The sequence below is a fragment of the Zobellia galactanivorans genome (assembly GCF_000973105.1).
Lineage (GTDB): Bacteria > Bacteroidota > Bacteroidia > Flavobacteriales > Flavobacteriaceae > Zobellia > Zobellia galactanivorans.
In genome coordinates, this window is sequence record NC_015844.1 from 1,666,725 (window position 1) to 1,686,789 (window position 20,065).

Annotated in this window: 14 protein-coding genes; 6 read left to right on the forward strand and 8 right to left on the reverse strand. The window is 43.3% G+C overall.

Annotated features, from left to right (window positions below; all coding sequences use genetic code 11):
• Positions 1–58: 58 nt before the first annotated feature.
• From ZOBGAL_RS06670 to ZOBGAL_RS06690, 5 genes are all read right to left on the reverse strand, one after another.
• Complete coding sequence (locus ZOBGAL_RS06670; protein ID WP_013992771.1) at positions 59–1,702, reverse strand: SGNH/GDSL hydrolase family protein; 1,644 nt, start codon at positions 1,700–1,702, stop codon at positions 59–61.
• Between the two features lie 20 nt (positions 1,703–1,722).
• Complete coding sequence (locus tag ZOBGAL_RS06675) at positions 1,723–4,509, reverse strand: TonB-dependent receptor (protein WP_013992772.1); 2,787 nt, start codon at positions 4,507–4,509, stop codon at positions 1,723–1,725.
• A gap of 199 nt (positions 4,510–4,708) precedes the next feature.
• Entirely contained in the window at positions 4,709–6,556 is a 1,848-nt protein-coding gene (glmS, locus tag ZOBGAL_RS06680; protein ID WP_013992773.1) for a glutamine--fructose-6-phosphate transaminase (isomerizing), read from the reverse strand.
• A gap of 187 nt (positions 6,557–6,743) precedes the next feature.
• A complete protein-coding gene (locus tag ZOBGAL_RS06685) occupies positions 6,744–8,579 on the reverse strand; it encodes a DUF4270 domain-containing protein (protein ID WP_013992774.1) in 1,836 nt (611 codons plus the stop codon).
• Between the two features lie 5 nt (positions 8,580–8,584).
• A complete protein-coding gene (locus ZOBGAL_RS06690) occupies positions 8,585–9,394 on the reverse strand; it encodes a glycogen/starch synthase (protein ID WP_013992775.1) in 810 nt (269 codons plus the stop codon).
• Positions 9,395–9,498: 104 nt separating this feature from the next.
• Between ZOBGAL_RS06690 and panC the strand changes: the two genes are divergently transcribed.
• The 5 genes from panC to radA all read left to right on the forward strand — a co-directional run bounded on the left by panC (position 9,499) and on the right by radA (position 14,278).
• Entirely contained in the window at positions 9,499–10,341 is an 843-nt protein-coding gene (panC, locus tag ZOBGAL_RS06695) for a pantoate--beta-alanine ligase (RefSeq protein WP_013992776.1), read from the forward strand.
• 17 nt (positions 10,342–10,358) lie between these two features.
• A complete protein-coding gene (gene panD / locus ZOBGAL_RS06700) occupies positions 10,359–10,709 on the forward strand; it encodes an aspartate 1-decarboxylase (protein ID WP_013992777.1) in 351 nt (116 codons plus the stop codon).
• Positions 10,710–10,711: 2 nt separating this feature from the next.
• A complete protein-coding gene (locus ZOBGAL_RS06705; RefSeq protein WP_013992778.1) occupies positions 10,712–11,677 on the forward strand; it encodes a lysylphosphatidylglycerol synthase transmembrane domain-containing protein in 966 nt (321 codons plus the stop codon).
• Positions 11,678–11,704: 27 nt separating this feature from the next.
• Positions 11,705–12,847 (forward strand): alpha/beta hydrolase, encoded by a 1,143-nt coding sequence (locus ZOBGAL_RS06710; RefSeq protein ID WP_013992779.1) that lies wholly within the window; start codon positions 11,705–11,707, stop codon positions 12,845–12,847.
• Between the two features lie 69 nt (positions 12,848–12,916).
• Positions 12,917–14,278, forward strand: a complete 1,362-nt coding sequence (gene radA / locus ZOBGAL_RS06715; protein WP_013992780.1) for a DNA repair protein RadA — start codon at positions 12,917–12,919, stop codon at positions 14,276–14,278.
• Positions 14,279–14,406: 128 nt separating this feature from the next.
• On the opposite strand, the gene ZOBGAL_RS06720 is transcribed toward radA, so the two are convergent.
• Both ZOBGAL_RS06720 and ZOBGAL_RS06725 read right to left on the reverse strand, forming a co-directional pair.
• Positions 14,407–15,447: an NADP(H)-dependent aldo-keto reductase gene (locus ZOBGAL_RS06720; protein ID WP_013992781.1), complete on the reverse strand. Its 1,041-nt coding sequence runs from the start codon at positions 15,445–15,447 to the stop codon at positions 14,407–14,409.
• 130 nt (positions 15,448–15,577) lie between these two features.
• A complete protein-coding gene (locus ZOBGAL_RS06725) occupies positions 15,578–16,345 on the reverse strand; it encodes an exodeoxyribonuclease III (RefSeq protein WP_013992782.1) in 768 nt (255 codons plus the stop codon).
• 86 nt (positions 16,346–16,431) lie between these two features.
• On the opposite strand from ZOBGAL_RS06725, the gene ZOBGAL_RS06730 reads away from it, so the two are divergent.
• Entirely contained in the window at positions 16,432–18,513 is a 2,082-nt protein-coding gene (locus ZOBGAL_RS06730) for a TonB-dependent receptor family protein (protein WP_013992784.1), read from the forward strand.
• On the opposite strand, the gene ZOBGAL_RS06735 is transcribed toward ZOBGAL_RS06730, so the two are convergent.
• The gene (locus tag ZOBGAL_RS06735) at positions 18,510–20,060 is read right to left on the reverse strand and encodes a glycine--tRNA ligase (RefSeq protein WP_013992785.1); all 1,551 of its coding nucleotides are present in this window, start codon (positions 20,058–20,060) and stop codon (positions 18,510–18,512) included. The two genes, ZOBGAL_RS06730 and ZOBGAL_RS06735, sit on opposite strands and share 4 nt — an antisense overlap.
• Positions 20,061–20,065: the final 5 nt, after the last annotated feature.

Genomic DNA, 20,065 nt, shown 5'->3' on the forward strand with positions numbered 1-20,065 from the left:
TTCGCATAAAAAAAGGCGCCTTGATAAGGCGCCCTATAAAATGTTACAAAAACAACATCTACTGCAATGCAGGTGAATAATTTGTTGGATAGTTTCCAATATTGAACAATGAACCCGAAGCTTCAAAGTTAGATCCGTAAGTAGCATCAATCGCTTTCATAAATTCATTGGCCATTAAGGCATAGCCCCTAGCCGTAAGGTGCACTCCATCTAAGGAAAAGCCCCCGCCGGTGACCAAGTTGGCCGTAAGGGTAAAATCCCCATCGGTAACCCCACCTTGCGCCAGGTCTTGCAATAATCGGTTCGCATCGACAAAGGCCAAACCAGCTCCTGAGGCCGCCGACGAAAGCGTAGCATTGAACTCATCGGTTGCCGCCTTGATCTCATCTTGTTCTTCAGGCGTCAAAACCCACTTATCGGCTAAAGGAAGCGTTATACCCTCCACAGAAAACTGACCGGCCACTGCCGGTGGAAGATTTTCAGCAGAAAGGGCAGCAAAAGATTCTTGGTTAACCTTTCCGATTACCTGGCTACTTGACAACACTAACAAATCGTTTTCGGTAGCAGGCCTTGTCTGTCCATAGGCATTTCCTAAGAGCGTAGCCACCAAAGGTGCTGCCGCCTCAGGCAAACCTAAGCCCTGAACGAATATTGGAAAATTCGGATTGGCGTTAAAGGCCCCGGTAATTTGCGCCGATATATCAGCAAGGGCTTCATCTTTTATAACTACCGCATTATTTAAGGAATCTGAAAAAACAACCATTCGCTCGGTTTCACCAAGAGCATCATACACTTGGTTCAAGGCACCGTAAACCCTATTCAATGTCGGCACTTGCTCCGCAAAATCATTCTCATTCGGATCTATAGGATCATGGGGAACGGTCGTAAAATGGGGAATAGAGGTAACATAGGGAATATTCGCCATCACACCTTTCGCCCCGCCGGAAGTCAATGTGGTCACCAAGGCCCCTATGGCCGAATCAAAAGTGGCCTTATCGGTAATAGGATTGCTACCGTCACCGCCCGAAAGCGCATAACCCAATACATCATTATTACCGATCCACAGACTAAAAAAGGTAGGTGATTGCGCCATGGCCAATTCCAAAACCTTGGCATCTGGCGTAGCACCTGTCATTCTAACAAAATAAGGATTGGCCAACTCGGCTTCCAAATTTGCGGCATTACCGTAACCGGTAGCCAATAAATGAAAACTCTTTGCCCCAGGAACCCCTAAATTATTAAAAGGACCTGTTGGGTTGTTTAAAATAATATCTGTAGTAACAGTTGCCTCACTATTTAAAAATGCCAAGGGAACAGGACCAGCAGATTGCTCGTCATTTCCACTAAAAAAAACCAATCTTGGATCAAAACCTTCCAATTGGGCCCCTCCAGCCAAAAGCCCCCCAACGTTGTCGTTCATCAAGGGCTGCGTAAAAGAACCGCCACCTACCAAGGCAAACTTGGTCGATAACAAATTCGGAAAAGAGTTGGCCTGACCCGCTTTGAAAAGGGCATTGTCCGTAAAACCTGCGGTTAAGGAATTCCCTAAGGAAACATAAGTTGAAAAATCCGCTGAACCCGCATTTAATTCAACGGGCGCTTCCGCTATTACTTCTGGCTCAAGGTCAACATCTTCAGGATCATTACAGGCCGTAAAAGCCAAGATACCCAAAGAGATGTATATATATTTTAAGTTTTTCATTTCGACTTTAGATTAAAAAATTAATTATTAATTGTCCAAGACAAGTAGTACATAGACCCGATATGTCCGGTACCGAATGCAGTGTAGTACTCTTTACCGGTTAGGTTTGTACCCCCTAATTTAAAAGAGGATTTAATACTTGGAACTTCATAATTGATTTGTGCATCGACTACATGAAATTCTGGAATAACACCGTTACCAAAAGTAGCTTCCCAGAAATAATCATCACTGAATCTGTACGACACGTTAAATCCGAAATTTTTAAATAATTGCTCATTTCCAAAAGACGCCTTGAACTTGTGCTCCGGAGTGTTGAAATTCAGCATTACATCTGGATTGGCATCACGGTCAAAATCTAATTTTGTATAGGTATAACTACCTCCTAAATTATAGTCGCCAAATACTTTCATATTAAGACCTAAAGAAGCGCCGTATGAACTAACATCGGCATCAGTATTGGTATACGTACTGTATGGTTGGTAATCTCCATTGGCTATTGCCGCGACAGAGAGTCCCCCATCCCCAACTTCTCCGTAGAAAGGGGAAACCACAACTTCTTGGGAAATAAAATCTTTGTATGTGTTATAGTATGTACTGAAATCAATTACCAACTTATCAACTTTACCTCTATATCCAATTTCAAAAGAAGTAACTTTTTCAGGTTTAACTAAATCGGGATTGGCAATTTCCAGAACCGAAGGATCCCCTGTTTCACCCAAAGCCGCTACAGAAGCCGCAGAGTACGAATTATTATATGCTGCCGCACCAGTTTGCGTAATCGATGATGGTTGTTGATACTGAAGTTGCCCGGTAGCGCTGATATCGTAATCTCTTGAATATCGATTCAAATTCTCCGGCGCAGACCCCACCAGAATGGCCCTTCCCGCATCTAGACCAATAAAAAGATCTTGGGTAGTCGGGTTTCTAAATCCGGTTTGGGCAGAAGCCCTAATGTTATGGTTTCTACTGATGGTATAACCAGCGGACAATCTTGGCGAATAAAATCCGTCAAAGAACTCAGACTTATCATAACGGATAGATCCCGTTAGCTTCAAACTTTTTTCCCCTTCAAAAGGCAAGGTCTTTTGAACCTGCGAGTAAATTCCAAATTCGGAGTAATCAATTGGGCCATCTATATCGGTGTAAATCGTACCTAAGGAATTTAAACTATACTCCCTAAAAGAACCACCGACTTGAATTTCCGCCCAATCAATCAAATGACTGAAGTTATAATTACCATCTGCATGATAATATTTAGATTGGTCGTAAAACTGGGACCCCTTGCTCAAATCCGGGTCTTTAATAACTTTATTGAAGGCCGCTTCAAATTCAGGGGTACCGGGCAAGTATCTTCCCGACTCCGCTTGTGCCCTACCTGCAGCATGCGCCTCGGCATCTGTAGCCCCTGCCAAGGTTGCTTGAACATAGGCCCCTGTATATTCTCCGAACCAAGTATTATTATCTTTCCAAATCTGGTTAATATTGATACCGGTGAACACCATATCATAAGAATCTCCAGCCTTATCACCAACTAAATACCCTCTTACGAAAAAATTGTCATTCTTGACTTCAAACTTATGTTGTTCTTGAAAAAATCCATCAATATTATATCTATTGGTACCTTGGTAAATAGTAGTACCTGTACCCACCTTACCTACGTAAGAAATCTCCAAACTGTTATCTTCAATCGGTCTATAATATAAACCCCAATCGGCCTTTATACTTTCTGCATTATACTGGGTAAGATCACCTTCATCATAACCCGTTCTACTTACGATTTCCGAAGGAACCAAGGCATTGGCACCGGCAGGCAAGATGCCTAAGCCCTCTAAAGTAAGCGCAACATCCTTAATGTTTGTAGCAACCTCATCTCCATATACATTAACACCGTCATAGTTCAAGTTATCCCTTGTACCTCCCGGTGTATTCTTATCATCTATATTATTCGCCGCCCAGTCGGTTCCCTTCAAATATCCGAAATTGACTTTTCCCGCAAATTTATCACTGAATTTATATGCAGCCCTAATACCGACATCGGTGTACGCATTGTCACCGGCAGCTTCTTGGGAAGTTATCCCTCGTTTGATGGATACACTGATACCCTCATAATCAAAAGGATTTTTACTTCGCATAAACAAAATACCGTTAAAGGCGTTTGCCCCATAAAGTGCAGATGATGCTCCCGGTAATAATTCAACACTTAAAACATCAGGTTCAACTAAACCCACCAAGTTCCCGATAGGGAAGTTCAATGCCGGTGTTGAGTTGTCCATACCATCTACCAACTGCATAAAACGCGTATTGGCAAAAGACGCAAACCCTCTTGTATTGACAGATTTAAAGGTTAAACTGTTGGTGTTAACATCAACTCCTTTTAGATTCTCAAGACCTCCATAAAAATCTGCGGCAGTACCGTTCTTTATTTCAGAAACTCCAATTCTTTCTACTGTAACCGGAGATTCAAAAATACGCTCGGGCGTTCTTGAAGCAGAAATAACCACTTCATCCAAAAATGTTTGCGACTCATTAATTACAATGGTCAAGGTTTGATTGTTCGAGGTGACTTCCTCAGTAACATCGGAATATCCGATACTCGTAATTCTTAACTGAAAAGGGGGTACTTCAGAGGTTTGTAAGCTAAAATTTCCGTCAAAATCCGTTGTGGCACCAATCGCCTTTCCTTCGATAACGATATTGGCCCCTGGTACGGGTTGACTGTTCTGATCTACCACTTTTCCGTTTACCGTCGTTTGCGAAAATCCAAAGCTAGTCGCCAACAGCAAGGCTAAAAATAGTATTGCTCTCATGTTAAGTTTAAGTTAAATATGTTAGTAACCCGAAGTTACATTTTTTTTTCGACCAATAATCATAAAATGAAAAAAATTATGCATGCATAGTATATATTTGCTAAAAAACACCCCTTGAAATTACATATTTACCAAAACAAACAGGCCTTGACGTACGTCAAGGCCTGTTAAATGCTGATAATTATATGGTTTTAAGCGCCTACTCTACAGTAACCGATTTTGCCAAGTTTCTAGGCTGATCTACATTACAGCCACGCATAACGGCAATATGATAAGACAATAATTGCAATGGAATGGTGTTCAATAAGGGAGAAAGACTTTCAAGGGTCTCTGGAACTTCTACCACATGATCGGCGAGTTCGGTCACCTGCGTATCACCTTCAGTAACTATGGCGATTATCTTTCCTTTTCTCGACTTTATCTCTTGAATATTACTGACCACCTTTTCATAATGCCCTTTTTTAGTAGCAATAACGAAAACCGGCATTTGATCATCAATCAACGCGATAGGTCCATGTTTCATTTCTGCGGCTGGATACCCCTCGGCATGGATATAACTAATTTCCTTAAGTTTCAACGCTCCTTCCAAGGCCACTGGGAAATTATACCCCCTACCTAAATAGAGGCAGTTGGTAGAATCTTTATACACATCGGCAATAATCTCTATAAGGGCGTTGCTCTCCAAAACCTTCTCTACTTTAGCCGGAATGGTCTCAAGCTCGGTCAAAAACTCATGGAACCTAGACTCGGAAAACACTCCTTTTTCTTTCGCCAATTTCAAGGCCAATAAGGTAAGTACCGTGATCTGGGTCGTAAAAGCCTTAGTTGAAGCCACCCCGATTTCAGGACCGGCATGGGTATAAGCACCCGCATCGGTCTCTCGTGCAATAGAAGAACCTACTACATTACATACACCGAAAACAAAGGCTCCCTTTTCTTTAGCCAATTTAATGGCGGCCAAGGTATCTGCCGTCTCTCCCGATTGTGATATGGCAATAAGAATGTCCTTATCGGTAATCACCGGATTTCTATATCTGAACTCAGAAGCATATTCGACCTCAACAGGAATCCTTGCCAAATCTTCAAAAATGTATTCGGCCACTAAACCTGCATGCCATGAGGTACCGCACGCCACAATAATGATGCGATTGGCATTCATGAACTTCTCAAGGTTTTGGTCAATACCCGCCATCTTTATAAGACCCTGCGATGCACGTAACCTTCCTCTATACGTATCTAAAATAGCTCTTGGTTGCTCGTAAATTTCCTTTAACATAAAATGATCGTAACCTCCCTTTTCAATTTCCTCGAGGTTCATTTTCAACTCAAGAATATTCGGATACGCTACGGCGTCATTCTTTATTTTACGAAGTTTGATTTCCTTTCCCAATCGAATAATTGCCATCTCCTCATCTTCAAGGTATACGGCATTGTTGGTAAACTCGATAAAGGGTGAAGCATCGGAAGCAATGAAAAACTCATTGTCACCAACACCTATTGCCAATGGACTTCCCAATTTGGCCACCACGATTTCATCGGGCTTCTTTTTGTCAAAAACGGCAATGGCGTATGCGCCAACCACTTCGTTCAACGCAATCTGAACCGCTTGACCCAGTTTAACACCTTCGGTTTTTTGCACCTCTTCGATCAGGTTGATCAAAACTTCGGTATCGGTATCCGATTCAAAAGTGTAGCCCCTTTTGGTGAGCTCCTTCTTTACCGATTCGTAGTTTTCGATAATTCCGTTGTGAATGATTACCAAATCACCCGAATTGGAATAATGTGGGTGGGAGTTGATGTCGTTGGGTACCCCATGGGTAGCCCAACGTGTATGACCTATACCTAGATTTCCTTTCAATGAAATGGTACTTTCCGCCTTTTTCTTAAGGTCTTCCACCTTACCCTTGGTCTTAGCCAAGTTTATTTTTTCGCCGTCAAAGATTGCAACACCGGCACTGTCATAACCTCTATATTCAAGACGTTGCAAACCTTTTACTATAATCGGATAAGCCTCTCTATGACCTATATAACCTACTATTCCACACATACTATCTAAGTTAATTAAAGTTGGGGAAATACATATACTTCGGCGCAAATGTAATGGATGCTGCCCAAATCCCCTCAGAATACTCCTATAAAACGTAATTTATCGTTAATTGGTATGATAAAGCAAAAAGCATGCCCCATATCAACAAACTCACGAGTTATTGTTATCGTAGTCGACTTAAAAACAATTAGTTGGTTTCAGTATAGAAAATTTCAAGCTCCAATTTCTTATCGGAGTCAGCACCGTCGACTGAGCTACCGTAAAGAACGGTACCCAAAGGTGTCAAGGTATTTGCCACGGGTAATTGTTGTTCGCCACCATTCTCTAGCATTGCATTGCCAGTTGCCGTAATAAACGCATTGGCCGTAGCGGTAAGTCCCAAGCTCACATTCTCGGCACTGCCCGACACCAAACTATTAAGGTAGGTGGTAATATTTATCGTATACGTAGAACTCCCATCTGAATTCGATTTGACCAAATACCCGTCATATTCAGCAGATTGACCATCAGCATCACTAGCCGACAAAGGCAGTCCGGTATTGGTATCCATATTGTACAAATAAAGTCGGCTAGGCTCTTCCCCTAGATTATCATCGGCCACATGAAATACAAGATTGGCCTCATTGATAATCCAATTTTTAGACTTGATCTCATCGATTACCTCGCGACTACCTGCACTATCGAACAATTTGATTTCGGCAAAACTACCCGCTCCACCCTTTAAATAAATCTTCGATGCATTTTCGCCCGTATCAAGACTTTCCGCTATTTCAGTAGGATAGGCCTCATTAACGAAAGTATTCACCGCATTACCATCTATTCCGGTAAGCTGGCCCTGAGAACTATACGATTCCCTTACAAAGCCCAAGACAACGTCTTTTTGCTTACCCTGAGGAGTAACATTCCCCTCGGAATCGGCACTATCATAACTATAGGAAATTGTAATGTTCGCCGCCCTTATGTTGAACAAGAACATAACATCGCTCTCCACTCCGGAAACCGAAAAATGCAAGCCTCGTAAAAACTCCTTAAAATTGCTTTGACTGAAGAGTTCGGTCGACCCTTCCTTATCCAAGATATTTTCCTGGAAAAAATCTTTGTCCAAAGCCACGCGGATACCAGGCGACAAATAACTATACTGGGTAGATTCATCAACATCTTCAGTTGATTCATCGTCTCGCTTCTTCAATTGAATCTGCTTTGAACTGACCACGATAGGTTCCGACTCGGCACTATCATAAATCACTTCATCAACAAAAGTCGGCGCAAATTCCTGACTTGAATAATACTCTTGCGCTTCCTCAAAATTAGCCGAAGGATCCAGGTCTCGCATAAAAAATGTAGACCGCTGCACTTTCAGGTTAAAGCTAGGCACCGGATCTTCCAATTCATCGTACAGTTTTCCACCTACGTAAATACTGTCCAAATCGAAAGCCTTACGAAACTGGTCCTTTACAAAATCGGCATCGTCTTCGTCATCATTGGGGTCTAACGGGTTCGAACCTTTTGTTTTTTCCTGGTTATCGGTAAGACCACCACCATCGGTATCGCTATTGGGATCCGTTGGATCTTTATCCAATGCATCTATAAGTCCGTCTAAATCGGCATCACCTGAAGGGTTGGTCAAAAAAGGAATATAAAGATACACCGAATCGATCGTTTCATTTTCGGGAATCTGCAAAACGGAACTCGGATTCTCCTCTTCTTCTTGTTCCTGGGTATACGAACCAAAAATAGGGTTCGCACTGGGCAATAACACTTGAGAGGTCACACTTGCCTCGGTTTTCCCATAAAGGGGATCATCGTATACACCTAATTGGTAAATGGCCAACCGGTTCGCAGATACGGCCTTTATTTTTTTATTATAGGCAAAGACATCGTAGCTAGCCTTATTATTTTTGAACGGTTCACCCCCGACTACGCCCGAGCCGATGGTTGTCAAGTCTTCTTCACATGATGCAAAAATGGTGACAAATACTATTACTGCCAGCGCAGGGAGCTTCAATCTGTTCAAAAAAATCATTCGGGCTAATTTAAAACTTCAGTGTTATAAAAATTGGCGTATGCCTCTTCAAATTCTTGAAGGGTAACGTACGGCAACACAGGTTTTTCAAGGTTGGATATATGGCTTTGTAAATCTTCTGGAATATCTTCCGCCGCTAAAATAATGGCATCGGAATGATCTACAGCAACCTTTAACAAATTATTATATGTAGGAGTTTTTAGCGGAGCTATACTTTCTTCGGCAATACCGTCAAAAGCCACTTTTTTGATCATGTCGGAATCAAGCTCGCCCTCAAAGGACTTACCATATACCGATGTCACAATTTTACTGGCATTGAACAAAGGTTCGTCTGCATAGTATTTCTTTAGGTACAATGGCAATAAAGAAGCCATCCAACCATGGACATGGATAATATCGGGAGACCAATTCAATTTCTTGACGGTCTCAACTACACCCTTTGCAAAAAAGATGGCGCGCTGATCATTATCTGGAAACAAAGTGCCTTCAGCATCGGTAAAGGTCGCCTTTCGCTTGAAGTATTCGTCATTGTCTATGAAATACACCTGAATACGCTCTCTCGGTATGGAAGCGACTTTTATAATAAGCGGCATATCGATATCGTTGATCACAAGATTCATCCCTGACAGACGTATAACTTCGTGAAGTTGATGCCTTCGCTCATTAATATTTCCGTACCGAGGCATGAATATGCGAATTTGGCCACCATTGCTGTTGACCATCCTTGGCGTTTCATAAGACATTAGGGAAACTTCGTTCTCCGGAAGATAGGGTACCAACTCCGATGATACGAACAATATCTTTTTACCATTCATATTTGCAATGTTTTATGTATTTGGTGCAACGTGCGTGCAAAATTACAAAAATTATGCACATTAGCCGTAATTATAGTAAGTTTGCTCGCTTTTAAAACAAACCTATGTTGGTATTCAAAACGAAAAAAGAGCTGACCGAGCACGTTTCAGCACTCCCAAAAACGAACCGTTTAGCATTGGTTCCTACCATGGGAGCACTCCACAAAGGTCATGTATCATTGGTCGAACAGGCCATTGCCGAAAATGAGACCGTGGTGGTGAGCATCTTTGTAAACCCCACCCAGTTCAACAACAAAGAAGACCTAGAAAAATATCCACAAACGCTGCAGGCCGACCTCGACCTACTGTCAGCTACCTCCGAAAACATCATCATATTCGCCCCATCGGCCGAAGAAGTCTACGATAAGAACGTCAAAGCCAAGACTTATGATTTTGAAGGATTGGACCAAGTTATGGAAGGTGCCTTTAGAGAAGACCATTTTAATGGCGTAGGCACTATAGTAGAGGCACTTCTTTTGCTCGTAAAACCCGATCGCGCCTATTTTGGCGAAAAAGATTTCCAGCAGCTACAGATTATCAGAAAACTGGTCGAACAGCAACAAATACCCGTAGAAATCATAGGCTGCCCGATTGTCAGGGAACCTAGCGGACTGGCCATGAGTTCGCGCAATGAAAGGTTATCGCCCGAATTGCGACAAAAGGCATCGTTCATCTACAGCACCCTACTTGCTGCCAAGGAAAAATTTGGCACGAAAAGTGCTGGTTATGTAGTGGATTGGGTCAAGAAAGAATTTGACCAACACGAAGACCTAGAACTGGAATACATAGAAATAACCGATGTAAACACGCTACGTCCGATTACAATAAAAAACGAAAACCTAAAATATAGGGCATTTATCGCCGTTTATGCTGGCGGAGTCCGACTTATAGACAATATTGCCCTATAATTAATTATCTTTGTCACATGCAAATAGAAGTTGTAAAATCTAAAATACACCGTGTAAAAGTTACCGGGGCCGACCTGAACTATATCGGCAGCATAACTATTGATGAAGATTTGATGGATGCCGCCAATATTATTCGTGGCGAAAAAGTACAGATCGTCAACAACAACAATGGCGAACGCCTAGAGACCTACGCCATACCGGGCCCACGAAACAGTGGAGAACTTACACTGAACGGGGCCGCGGCCAGAAAGGTAGCCGTAGGCGACATACTTATTCTGATTACGTATGCACGTATGGATATCGAAGAAGCCAAAACGTTCAACCCCGCGTTGGTTTTCCCCAATGAAGAGACTAATTTGTTGAAGTAGACTTGAACCAAAAACTCAAAAAAACACTAAAAACAGTACTCCCAATAGCCTTGGGAGTTTTTTTAGTTTGGTACTCTTACTACAAGACTTCACCAGAAGACAGGGAGCAGATATTATATTACATTAAGGACGCGGACCTTTTCTGGGTCGGCATTTCAATCGTACTCGGCATACTCGGGCATATTTCCCGTGCCGTACGTTGGAATTACCTACTGGAGCCCTTGGGGTACAAGCCCAAAATCATCAATAACATTTTTATTATCCTAATGGCCTATTTTGCAAATTTAGGCATCCCCAGAACCGGGGAAATCCTTCGGGCCACCGCCTTGACCACTTACGAGGACGTACCCTTCGAAAAAGGCTTTGGCACCATTGTAACCGAACGGGTCATAGATGTCATCATGCTGTTAATGCTTATTGGCCTCACCTTACTCTTACAGACCGACAGCATTCTAGGCTTTTTACAAAACAAAGGATTTAACTTAAAAGGACTGCTGCTTTTAATGGGCGCGGGACTGTTCGGACTGGTTCTCTTTTTTATTTTCATCAAAAAATCATCACATAGGATCGCCCTGAAGATCAAAGGCTTTATCAAGGGACTGATGGAAGGTGTTTTTAGCATCTTTAAAATGAAAAAAAAGTGGGCCTTCGTATTCCACACCCTTTTCATTTGGGCTTGTTATGTCGGTATGCTGTGGGTAATTAAATTTACCGTGCCCGAAACCATACATTTATCACTGAGCCAACTTATGGTTGCTTTTGTAGCGGGCTCCTTCGCAATGACCGCCACCAATGGCGGTATAGGCCTTTACCCCATTGCCGTGAGCAGTGCATTGGCCATTTTTGGCATCAGCGCCGTATCGGGCGATGCCTTCGGTTGGATTATGTGGATCGCACAAACTCTCATGATCGTAGTTTTTGGGGCAATATCTTTTCTGGTATTACCGTTATTCAACAGAAACCGATAAGGTTTCGTTGTACCCAAAAACTAAACCATGTTACGCAAACTTACTTTTTTTGCATTCCTACTATGCGCTAGCCTGAATGCCCAGGTTACCCAAGAGATTTTCGAATCGTTCAAACTACAAGAACGAAGAGATGTAAAATACTACATTCCAGAAGATTACGACAAAGAAAAAAAATACCCCCTAATCGTGGTACTGGATGGCGAATACCTGTTCGACCAGGTAGTGGCCAACGCTAAGTTTTACAATAAATTCCACGGTATGCCCGCCAGTATCATTGTAGGTATACAACAAGGCAAGAAGAGCATTCGCCTTGACGATTGCGCCTATGAACCCGACACCGGACTCCCTTCTGAAAAAGCCAAGAATTTCTTTGAGTTTTTGGGGATGGAAATGATACCCTTCCTCGACCTCACCTATAGCACAGCCCCGTTCAAAATGATCGTCGGATATGATATTACGGCCAATTTCACCAACTACTGGTTATTTAAAGAGAGTTCCCTCTTCAACGCCTATATAAACATATCTCCCGACTTGGCCCCCGAAATGGAAACTAGGGTGCCCGCTCGCTTGGCCTCTTTTGACAAACAGATATTCTATCAGCTAATAGTCGAAACCGAGAAAAACGAAAACACCCCGCGCATTCTTCAAATGGACAAGGCCATTAAGGCCATTGACAAAGAATCGCTCCATTACACTTTTCTACAATACGAAGGTGCCGACCATATTTCTATAGCCACTTACGGACTAGGAAAAGCATTCGACAACATTTTCGGCATGTTCAAGCCTATTAGTCCAAAAGAGTATAAAACGCAAATATTGACTTCCGAAGATCCTGCATTTCAATATCTAGAGACCAAGTATCAAAGCATAGAAGATTTATTCGGATTCAAAAAAACAGTAGACCTTAACGACATCATGGCCATATACGCCGCATGCCGAAAAAAGGAAGACGTAGAATCCTTAAAACCTCTTGCCGATCTTTGTAAAAAAGAGTTTCCGGAAACCATGATGGGCTTCTATTTTGAGGGTGAATACTACGAGCAGATCGGCGAACCCAAAAAAGCGTTCAAAACCTTTGAAAAGGCCTTTGCCATGGATGAAATAGATTTCTTGACCAAAGAGATGGCCTTGGAAAAAATCGATGCCTTGAAGGCTGATTTCGGATACTAAATAACAACAAGGTACACCCCGCAAATATCAAACAAAGTTTTACCTTTAAGGCCAACTTAAAAACTAAGTATGGCCAAAACAAAAACAGCCTTTTTCTGCCAGAACTGCGGCACTCAGTACGCCAAATGGGTGGGACAATGTTCCGCTTGTAAAGAATGGAATACCGTAGTTGAGGAAGTCATTCAAAAGGAAGAAAAAACAAGCTGGAAGGCAAACACTACAACTGTTTCAAAAATAGCTAAACCCTTACGTGTCAACGAAATAAGCACGAACAAGGAGCTTCGCCTAAACACTTTTGACCTAGAATTCAACCGTGTTCTTGGAGGGGGGCTCGTTCCAGGGGCATTGGTTTTACTGGGAGGCGAACCCGGCGTAGGTAAAAGTACTTTGCTTTTGCAGATCGCACTAAAACTTCCGTACAGAACGCTTTATGTTTCAGGGGAAGAAAGCCAAAAACAAATCAAAATGCGGGCGGATAGGATCCACCCCAATAGCGAAACCTGTTTCATTTTAACAGAAACCAAGACCCAGAACATTTTCAGGCAAATAGAGGCCACCGAACCCGACATTGTCGTCATCGATTCCATTCAAACCCTTCATTCCGATTATATAGAATCGGCCGCAGGAAGCATATCGCAGGTACGTGAATGCACCGCTGAACTCATCAAGTTTGCCAAAGAAACCAACACCCCCGTCATTTTAATTGGCCACATTACCAAAGACGGCTCTATTGCGGGACCAAAGATCCTGGAACACATGGTCGACACCGTATTGCAGTTTGAAGGTGACCGCAACTACGTATACCGCATTCTTAGGGCCCTGAAGAACCGCTTCGGGTCAACGGCCGAGCTAGGCATCTACGAAATGCAGGGAGGAGGACTCAGACAGGTCAACAACCCTTCCGAAATATTGATTTCCAAAAACGACGAAGGATTAAGCGGAACGGCCATAGCCTCCACCGTAGAGGGTATGCGCCCCCTGATGATAGAAATACAAGCCTTGGTGAGTACGGCCGTCTACGGTACGCCTCAGCGCTCTACCACGGGCTATAACGCCAAACGGCTCAATATGCTATTGGCTGTACTTGAAAAAAGGGCCGGATTCAAATTGGGGGCGAAAGATGTCTTTTTGAATATTACCGGAGGGATATCTGTAGACGACCCCGCCATAGACCTTGCGGTCATCGCCGCCATACTATCGAGCAACGAGGATATACCCATTGAAAAAGGGGTGTGCTTTGCTGCGGAAGTAGGACTTGCAGGCGAGATACGGCCCGTACAACGGGTCAACCAACGGATTTCGGAAGCGGAAAAACTTGGCTTCACATCAATTTATGTCTCCAAGAATAACAAAATCACCCTGAAAAACACGAAAATCGAAATCCATCTCGTTTCAAAAATCGAAGACATGGTCAGCGCTTTGTTCGGCTAATCCCGAAACTATATCTTCCTCTATCGCTTATCGCGGAGTATACGGGCAGTAACCAAGATAATCAAGATTACCGCAACGATTACGATCAATTGCCCGAGGCCTACTTTTAAAAAAAACATAATTACGGTTTAGGGTGCCGGATTGGGTATGGCGTTATGTATTTCATCTATGCCCTTGAGCACCTCTTCACTTAGGGTCAAGTCTATACTTGCTATATTTTGGTCTAACTGCTCTATTGAGGTAGCACCGATGATGGTACTGGTAACGAACGGTCGTGTATTTACAAAAGCCAAAGCCATTTGTGCCATTGAGAGCCCGTGTTCTTGGGCCAGTTTATGATATTTTTCAGTGGCCCTTACCGCCTGCTCGCTACTATACCGCTTATAATTGGGGAACAAGGTAATTCTTGCCGTGGCCGGCTGCATACCTCCCAAATATTTTCCTGACAAGGTACCAAAACCCAAAGGGGAATAAGCCAAAAGTCCGACTTTCTCGCGAATGGATATTTCCGACAGTCCCACTTCGAATTGACGGTTCAACAGGCTATAGGGGTTTTGAATGGTAATCGCCCTAGGCAAACTGGCATGCACCTTGCTTTCGGTTAAAAAACGCATGGTTCCCCATGGCGTTTCGTTCGAAATCCCGACCTGCCTGATCTTTCCTTCGCGTATCAAATCTCGCAAGGTCTCAAGAACTTGGTGAATGTTATCTTCCCAATGGTCGGAAACATCGTGCGTATACCCTCTTTTTCCAAAGTAATTGGTATTCCTTTCCGGCCAATGCAGTTGATAAAGGTCGATATAATCGGTCTGAAGACGCTCTAAACTGGCATCGACCGCACTACGGATGGAGTCAGGTGTAAAGCCTGTGGTTCTGATAAATTTCGTAAAATCGGCCTTTCCGGCAATTTTGGTTCCTAAAATCACCTTATCGCGATTGCCATTTTTCTTAAACCAGGTACCGATGATCTTTTCGGTATCGGAATGACGGTCTGGGTGCGCAGGAACCGGGTACAATTCGGCCGTATCAAAAAAATTGACCCCTTTATCCAAGGCAAAATCCATCTGCTCATGACCTTCCGCTTCCGTATTCTGGTTGCCCCAGGTCATAGTGCCGAGACAAATTTTACTGACCTCAATATCGGTGTGGGGCAAAGTAGTATATTCCATGTATTCTTTGGGGTATTGATTGAAAAAGTCTCAAATTTAAGCAATTCATAGGTTAGCAAACAAAGCGAATCGCATGTTTCCGAAAATTCGAATACACACAGTCTTCCTTAGTAGACCTAAAAGCCCCCCATCAGGGCGTTTCCACCTCGACCAAAATGGGGCAATGATCACTGTGTTTTGCCTCTGAAAGTATCACGGAGCGCTTTAGCCTATCTTTCAAAGGTTCGGCCACCATTCCGTAATCTAACCTCCACCCTTTATTGTTGTTCCTCGCATTGGCGCGGTAACTCCACCAGGTATAATTATCGGGTTCCTTATTAAAATGACGAAAACTGTCGATAAAACCGCTATCCATAAAATTACCGATCCACTCACGCTCGACTGGCAAAAAGCCCGAAACATTCTTATTGCGCACCGGATCATGAATGTCTATGGCCTGATGACAGACATTATAATCACCCAAAACAATAAGGTTCGGGTGGGTCTTTCTAAGTTCATCGGTATATTTCCGAAAGTCGGCCATATACATGAGTTTATGTTCCAAACGCGCCAAGTTGGTCCCCGAGGGCAAATACATGCTCATGATGGATATATCCCCAAAATCGGCCCTGATATTGCGCCCCTCAAAATCCATATAATCGATACCTGTCCCTTTCTGAACCGCATCAGGCTGTTTCTTTGATAAAATCGCAGTACCACTATAACCTTTTTTCTGGGCACTGAACCAGTAGTTATTACTATAGCCCGCCTCCTCAAAAAGCGAAAGGTCCAATTGTTCTTCCATGGCCTTGATTTCCTGTAGACAGACTACATCGGGATCTACGGCTTGCAGCCAATCTAAAAAACCTTTGTTCAATGCGGCTCGAATGCCATTTACGTTATAAGAAATTATTTTCACAGGTATGCTTTTTACGAAAATACACATTGTTGACAAAGATGGCCGCTAAGTTTCCTATTTTTACTTTTCCCACAACAAAAGCCTTTATGAAGCATCTCTTTTTTGTTTTCCTTTCCTTCCTTTTACCTCTTCATATTCACGCACAAGACGACGTTCAAAAAGACCGTGTTACGATACTTGATGAAATTGTACTGACCGATACCCTCACCGTCAAGAACGCCACAGGCATAGTAGCCTCCAGCTTGATCGGACCAAAAACCTTTCAAAATTACAGTCCGGTAGACATGGTGTCGGCCATCAATCAAATTCCCGGGGTCTTTGTTCTTTCCGGAGCCCTCAATACCAATAGGATTACTATTAGGGGCATTGGCGCCCGCTCACAATTCGGTACGGACAAGCTACACCTCTACTACAACGATATTCCCATTACCAATGGCACAGGAGCCTCTACCATTGAAGCCTACGACCTTGAAAACCTAGAGGCCATTGAAGTTATAAAAGGGCCCAAGGGCACGGCTTATGGCGCAGGGCTTGGAGGTGCCATCATACTTGTTTCCGAAGAAAGCGACGCCGATATCACTTTCTTGAACAACAAACTTACCGTGGGCTCTTACGGACTTCTAAAAGACAACCTCAAATTTTCACATACCGATTCCAAACTTTCCCTTCAGTTACAATATGGACATATGGAAAACGATGGCTATCGTGAAAACAATGCCTTCGAAAGAGACGGTATCCTTTTAAACGCTTCCTATAAAATCAAACCGAACCAAAAGATTTCCGTCTTACTGAACCATATCGATTATTCCGCCGAAATTCCAAGTTCATTGGGCCAAACGGCCTTTGAAACAAATCCCAAACAAGCCGATTTCACTTGGAATGCCGCCCAAGGCTACGAAGCCAACAAATACACCTTGGCAGGCCTGTCGTACACCCATGACCTCAGCCCCCATCTCAAAAACAGTACTAGCATCTTCTACACCTATCTCGACCACTACGAACCCAGACCGTTCAATATTCTAGATGAAATTACGAACGGCTATGGTTTCAGAACCCGATTTTATGGAACATTCGACCTCCTTCGGCGCCCAGCCGAATACACTTTTGGAGGAGAGCTTTACAAAGATGAATACCAGTGGGCCACAATTGAAAATTTATACGAGGAAAACAACGGTAAGGGAAGCCTAGAAGGAAGCCGCATTAGCGACAACAAAGAGTTCAGAAGGCAATTCAACGTATTCGGAACGCTCACACTGGCCCTTTCGGAAGCTTTTAAGGCCCAATTCGGCCTGAATATCAACAAGACCCATTACGATTTTCGCGATAAGTTCAACCTAGGAAGCCAAAACAAAAGTGCAAAACGAGATTTCAATACCATTGCCCTCCCTAACCTAAACCTAAACTATCGCCTCCCCTCAGGCTTAAATATATTTGCCAATATAAGTAAAGGGTTCTCGAACCCCAGTTTAGAAAAATCACTGACCCCGGATGGAGTTATCAACCCAGATATTGCCCAAGAGACGGGTACAAACTATGAAGTGGGCGGAGATACTTATTTCTTAAAAAAGAAACTCTACATCAATATAGCCCTCTACCGTATGAACATAAAAAACTTATTGGTAGACCAACGCATTGGCGAAGACCAATATATTGGAAAAAATGCCGGAAGTACCCGACACCAAGGTATCGACACAGAGTTGAACTACACCATAGAACTAGGTCGCCAGATACGTCTACGCCCATTTTTCAACTATACGCTCAGCGATTTTAGTTTTATGGAATTCATTGACGGCGACAATGATTATTCGGGAAACCCCTTGACCGGCGTACCAAAACACCGAATTAGTTCTGGCTTGCAAATTCAGCTCAAGAACGGCTTCTTCTGGAACACGACCTACCAGTATGTGGATAAAATTTCATTGACGGACGCCAACACCCTATACAGTGCCCCTTTTCAACTAGCACATATGAAAATAGGCTATAGAAGGCAGCTTTCAGACCGTTTGGACCTAGGCCTAAACTTGGGCGTGAACAATATCTTCGATACCGCATATGCCCAATCGGTACTTATAAACGCTACCGGTTTTGGAGGAAGGGAGCCCCGATACTTCTACCCTGGAAACGGAAGAAATTGGTACGGGGGCCTTAACCTTAAGCTGAAACTCTAGAGTTTCTGCATTTTCATAAGCCAGGTCTTCATATCTACGGCTTTATGAATAATTTCTTTTAAGCTAGAAATGGACACACGTTCTTGTTCCATAGAATCACGATGACGAATGGTAACCGTTCGGTCTTCCAAGGTCTGGTGATCGACGGTAATACAAAAAGGAGTACCATTGGCATCTTGTCTCCTATAACGACGTCCTACCGCATCCTTTTCATCGTAAGTGACGTTAAAATCCCATTTCAGGTCTTCAATAATTTCGTGGGCCACTTCGGGAAGACCATCTTTTTTTACCAATGGCAAGATAGCCGCTTTGGTCGGTGCCAAGACCGCAGGAAGCTTAAGTACGGTTCTAGTTGATCCGTTCTCGAGTTCTTCCTCGACCAAAGAGTTTGAAAAGACCGCCAAGAACATACGATCAAGACCTATGGAAGTCTCTAGCACATAAGGCACATAGCTTTCCCTTGTTTCCGGGTCAAAATACTGAAGTTTCTTTCCTGAGAATTTCTCATGGCTAGACAAGTCGAAATCGGTTCGTGAGTGAATTCCCTCCAGTTCTTTGAACCCGAATGGAAAACGGAATTCTATATCTGCAGCGGCATCGGCGTAGTGGGCCAATTTTTCGTGATCGTGAAAACGATAGTTATCTTCACCAAGACCTAATGAAAGGTGCCACTTCATTCTATTCTCCTTCCACTTTTCGTACCACTCTTGCTGCGTACCCGGTTTAATGAAATATTGCATTTCCATTTGTTCAAATTCACGCATGCGGAATATAAACTGACGGGCAACAATTTCGTTTCGGAAGGCTTTTCCGGTTTGTGCGATTCCAAAAGGAATTTTCATCCGTCCGGTTTTCTGAACGTTCAAAAAGTTGACAAAAATACCCTGTGCGGTTTCGGGGCGAAGGTACAGATCCATGGCGCTGTCTGCCGTTGCCCCTAATTTTGTACCGAACATAAGGTTAAACTGTTTTACCTCGGTCCAGTTCTTTGAACCTGACATAGGGCAGGCAATATCCAATTCCTCTATCAACTTCTTAACATCGGCAAGGTCTTCGTTTTCGAGAGACCTGCCCAATCTTTTCAAAATGGCAGTGGCCTGCTCTTGGTAATCGACTACCCTTTGGTTGGTAGCCAAAAACTGTTCCTTGTCAAACTTATCGCCAAAGCGTTTGGCCGCCTTAGCCACCTCTTTTTCTATTTTGGCCTCGATTTTTGCCACATGGTCTTCAACCAATACATCGGCACGATACCTTTTTTTGGAGTCTTTGTTATCGATCAATGGGTCGTTGAAAGCATCAACGTGTCCTGAAGCCTTCCAAGTAGTGGGGTGCATAAATATGGCCGCATCGATCCCGACAATATTGTCGTTGAGCTGAACCATGGCTTTCCACCAATACTCCCTTATATTTTTTTTGAGTTCCGCACCGTTTTGTGCGTAATCGTAAACGGCACTAAGTCCGTCGTAAATCTCACTTGATTGAAATACGTACCCATACTCCTTTGCATGGGATATTACTTTCTTAAAATCGTCTTCTTGTTTTGCCATGCGGC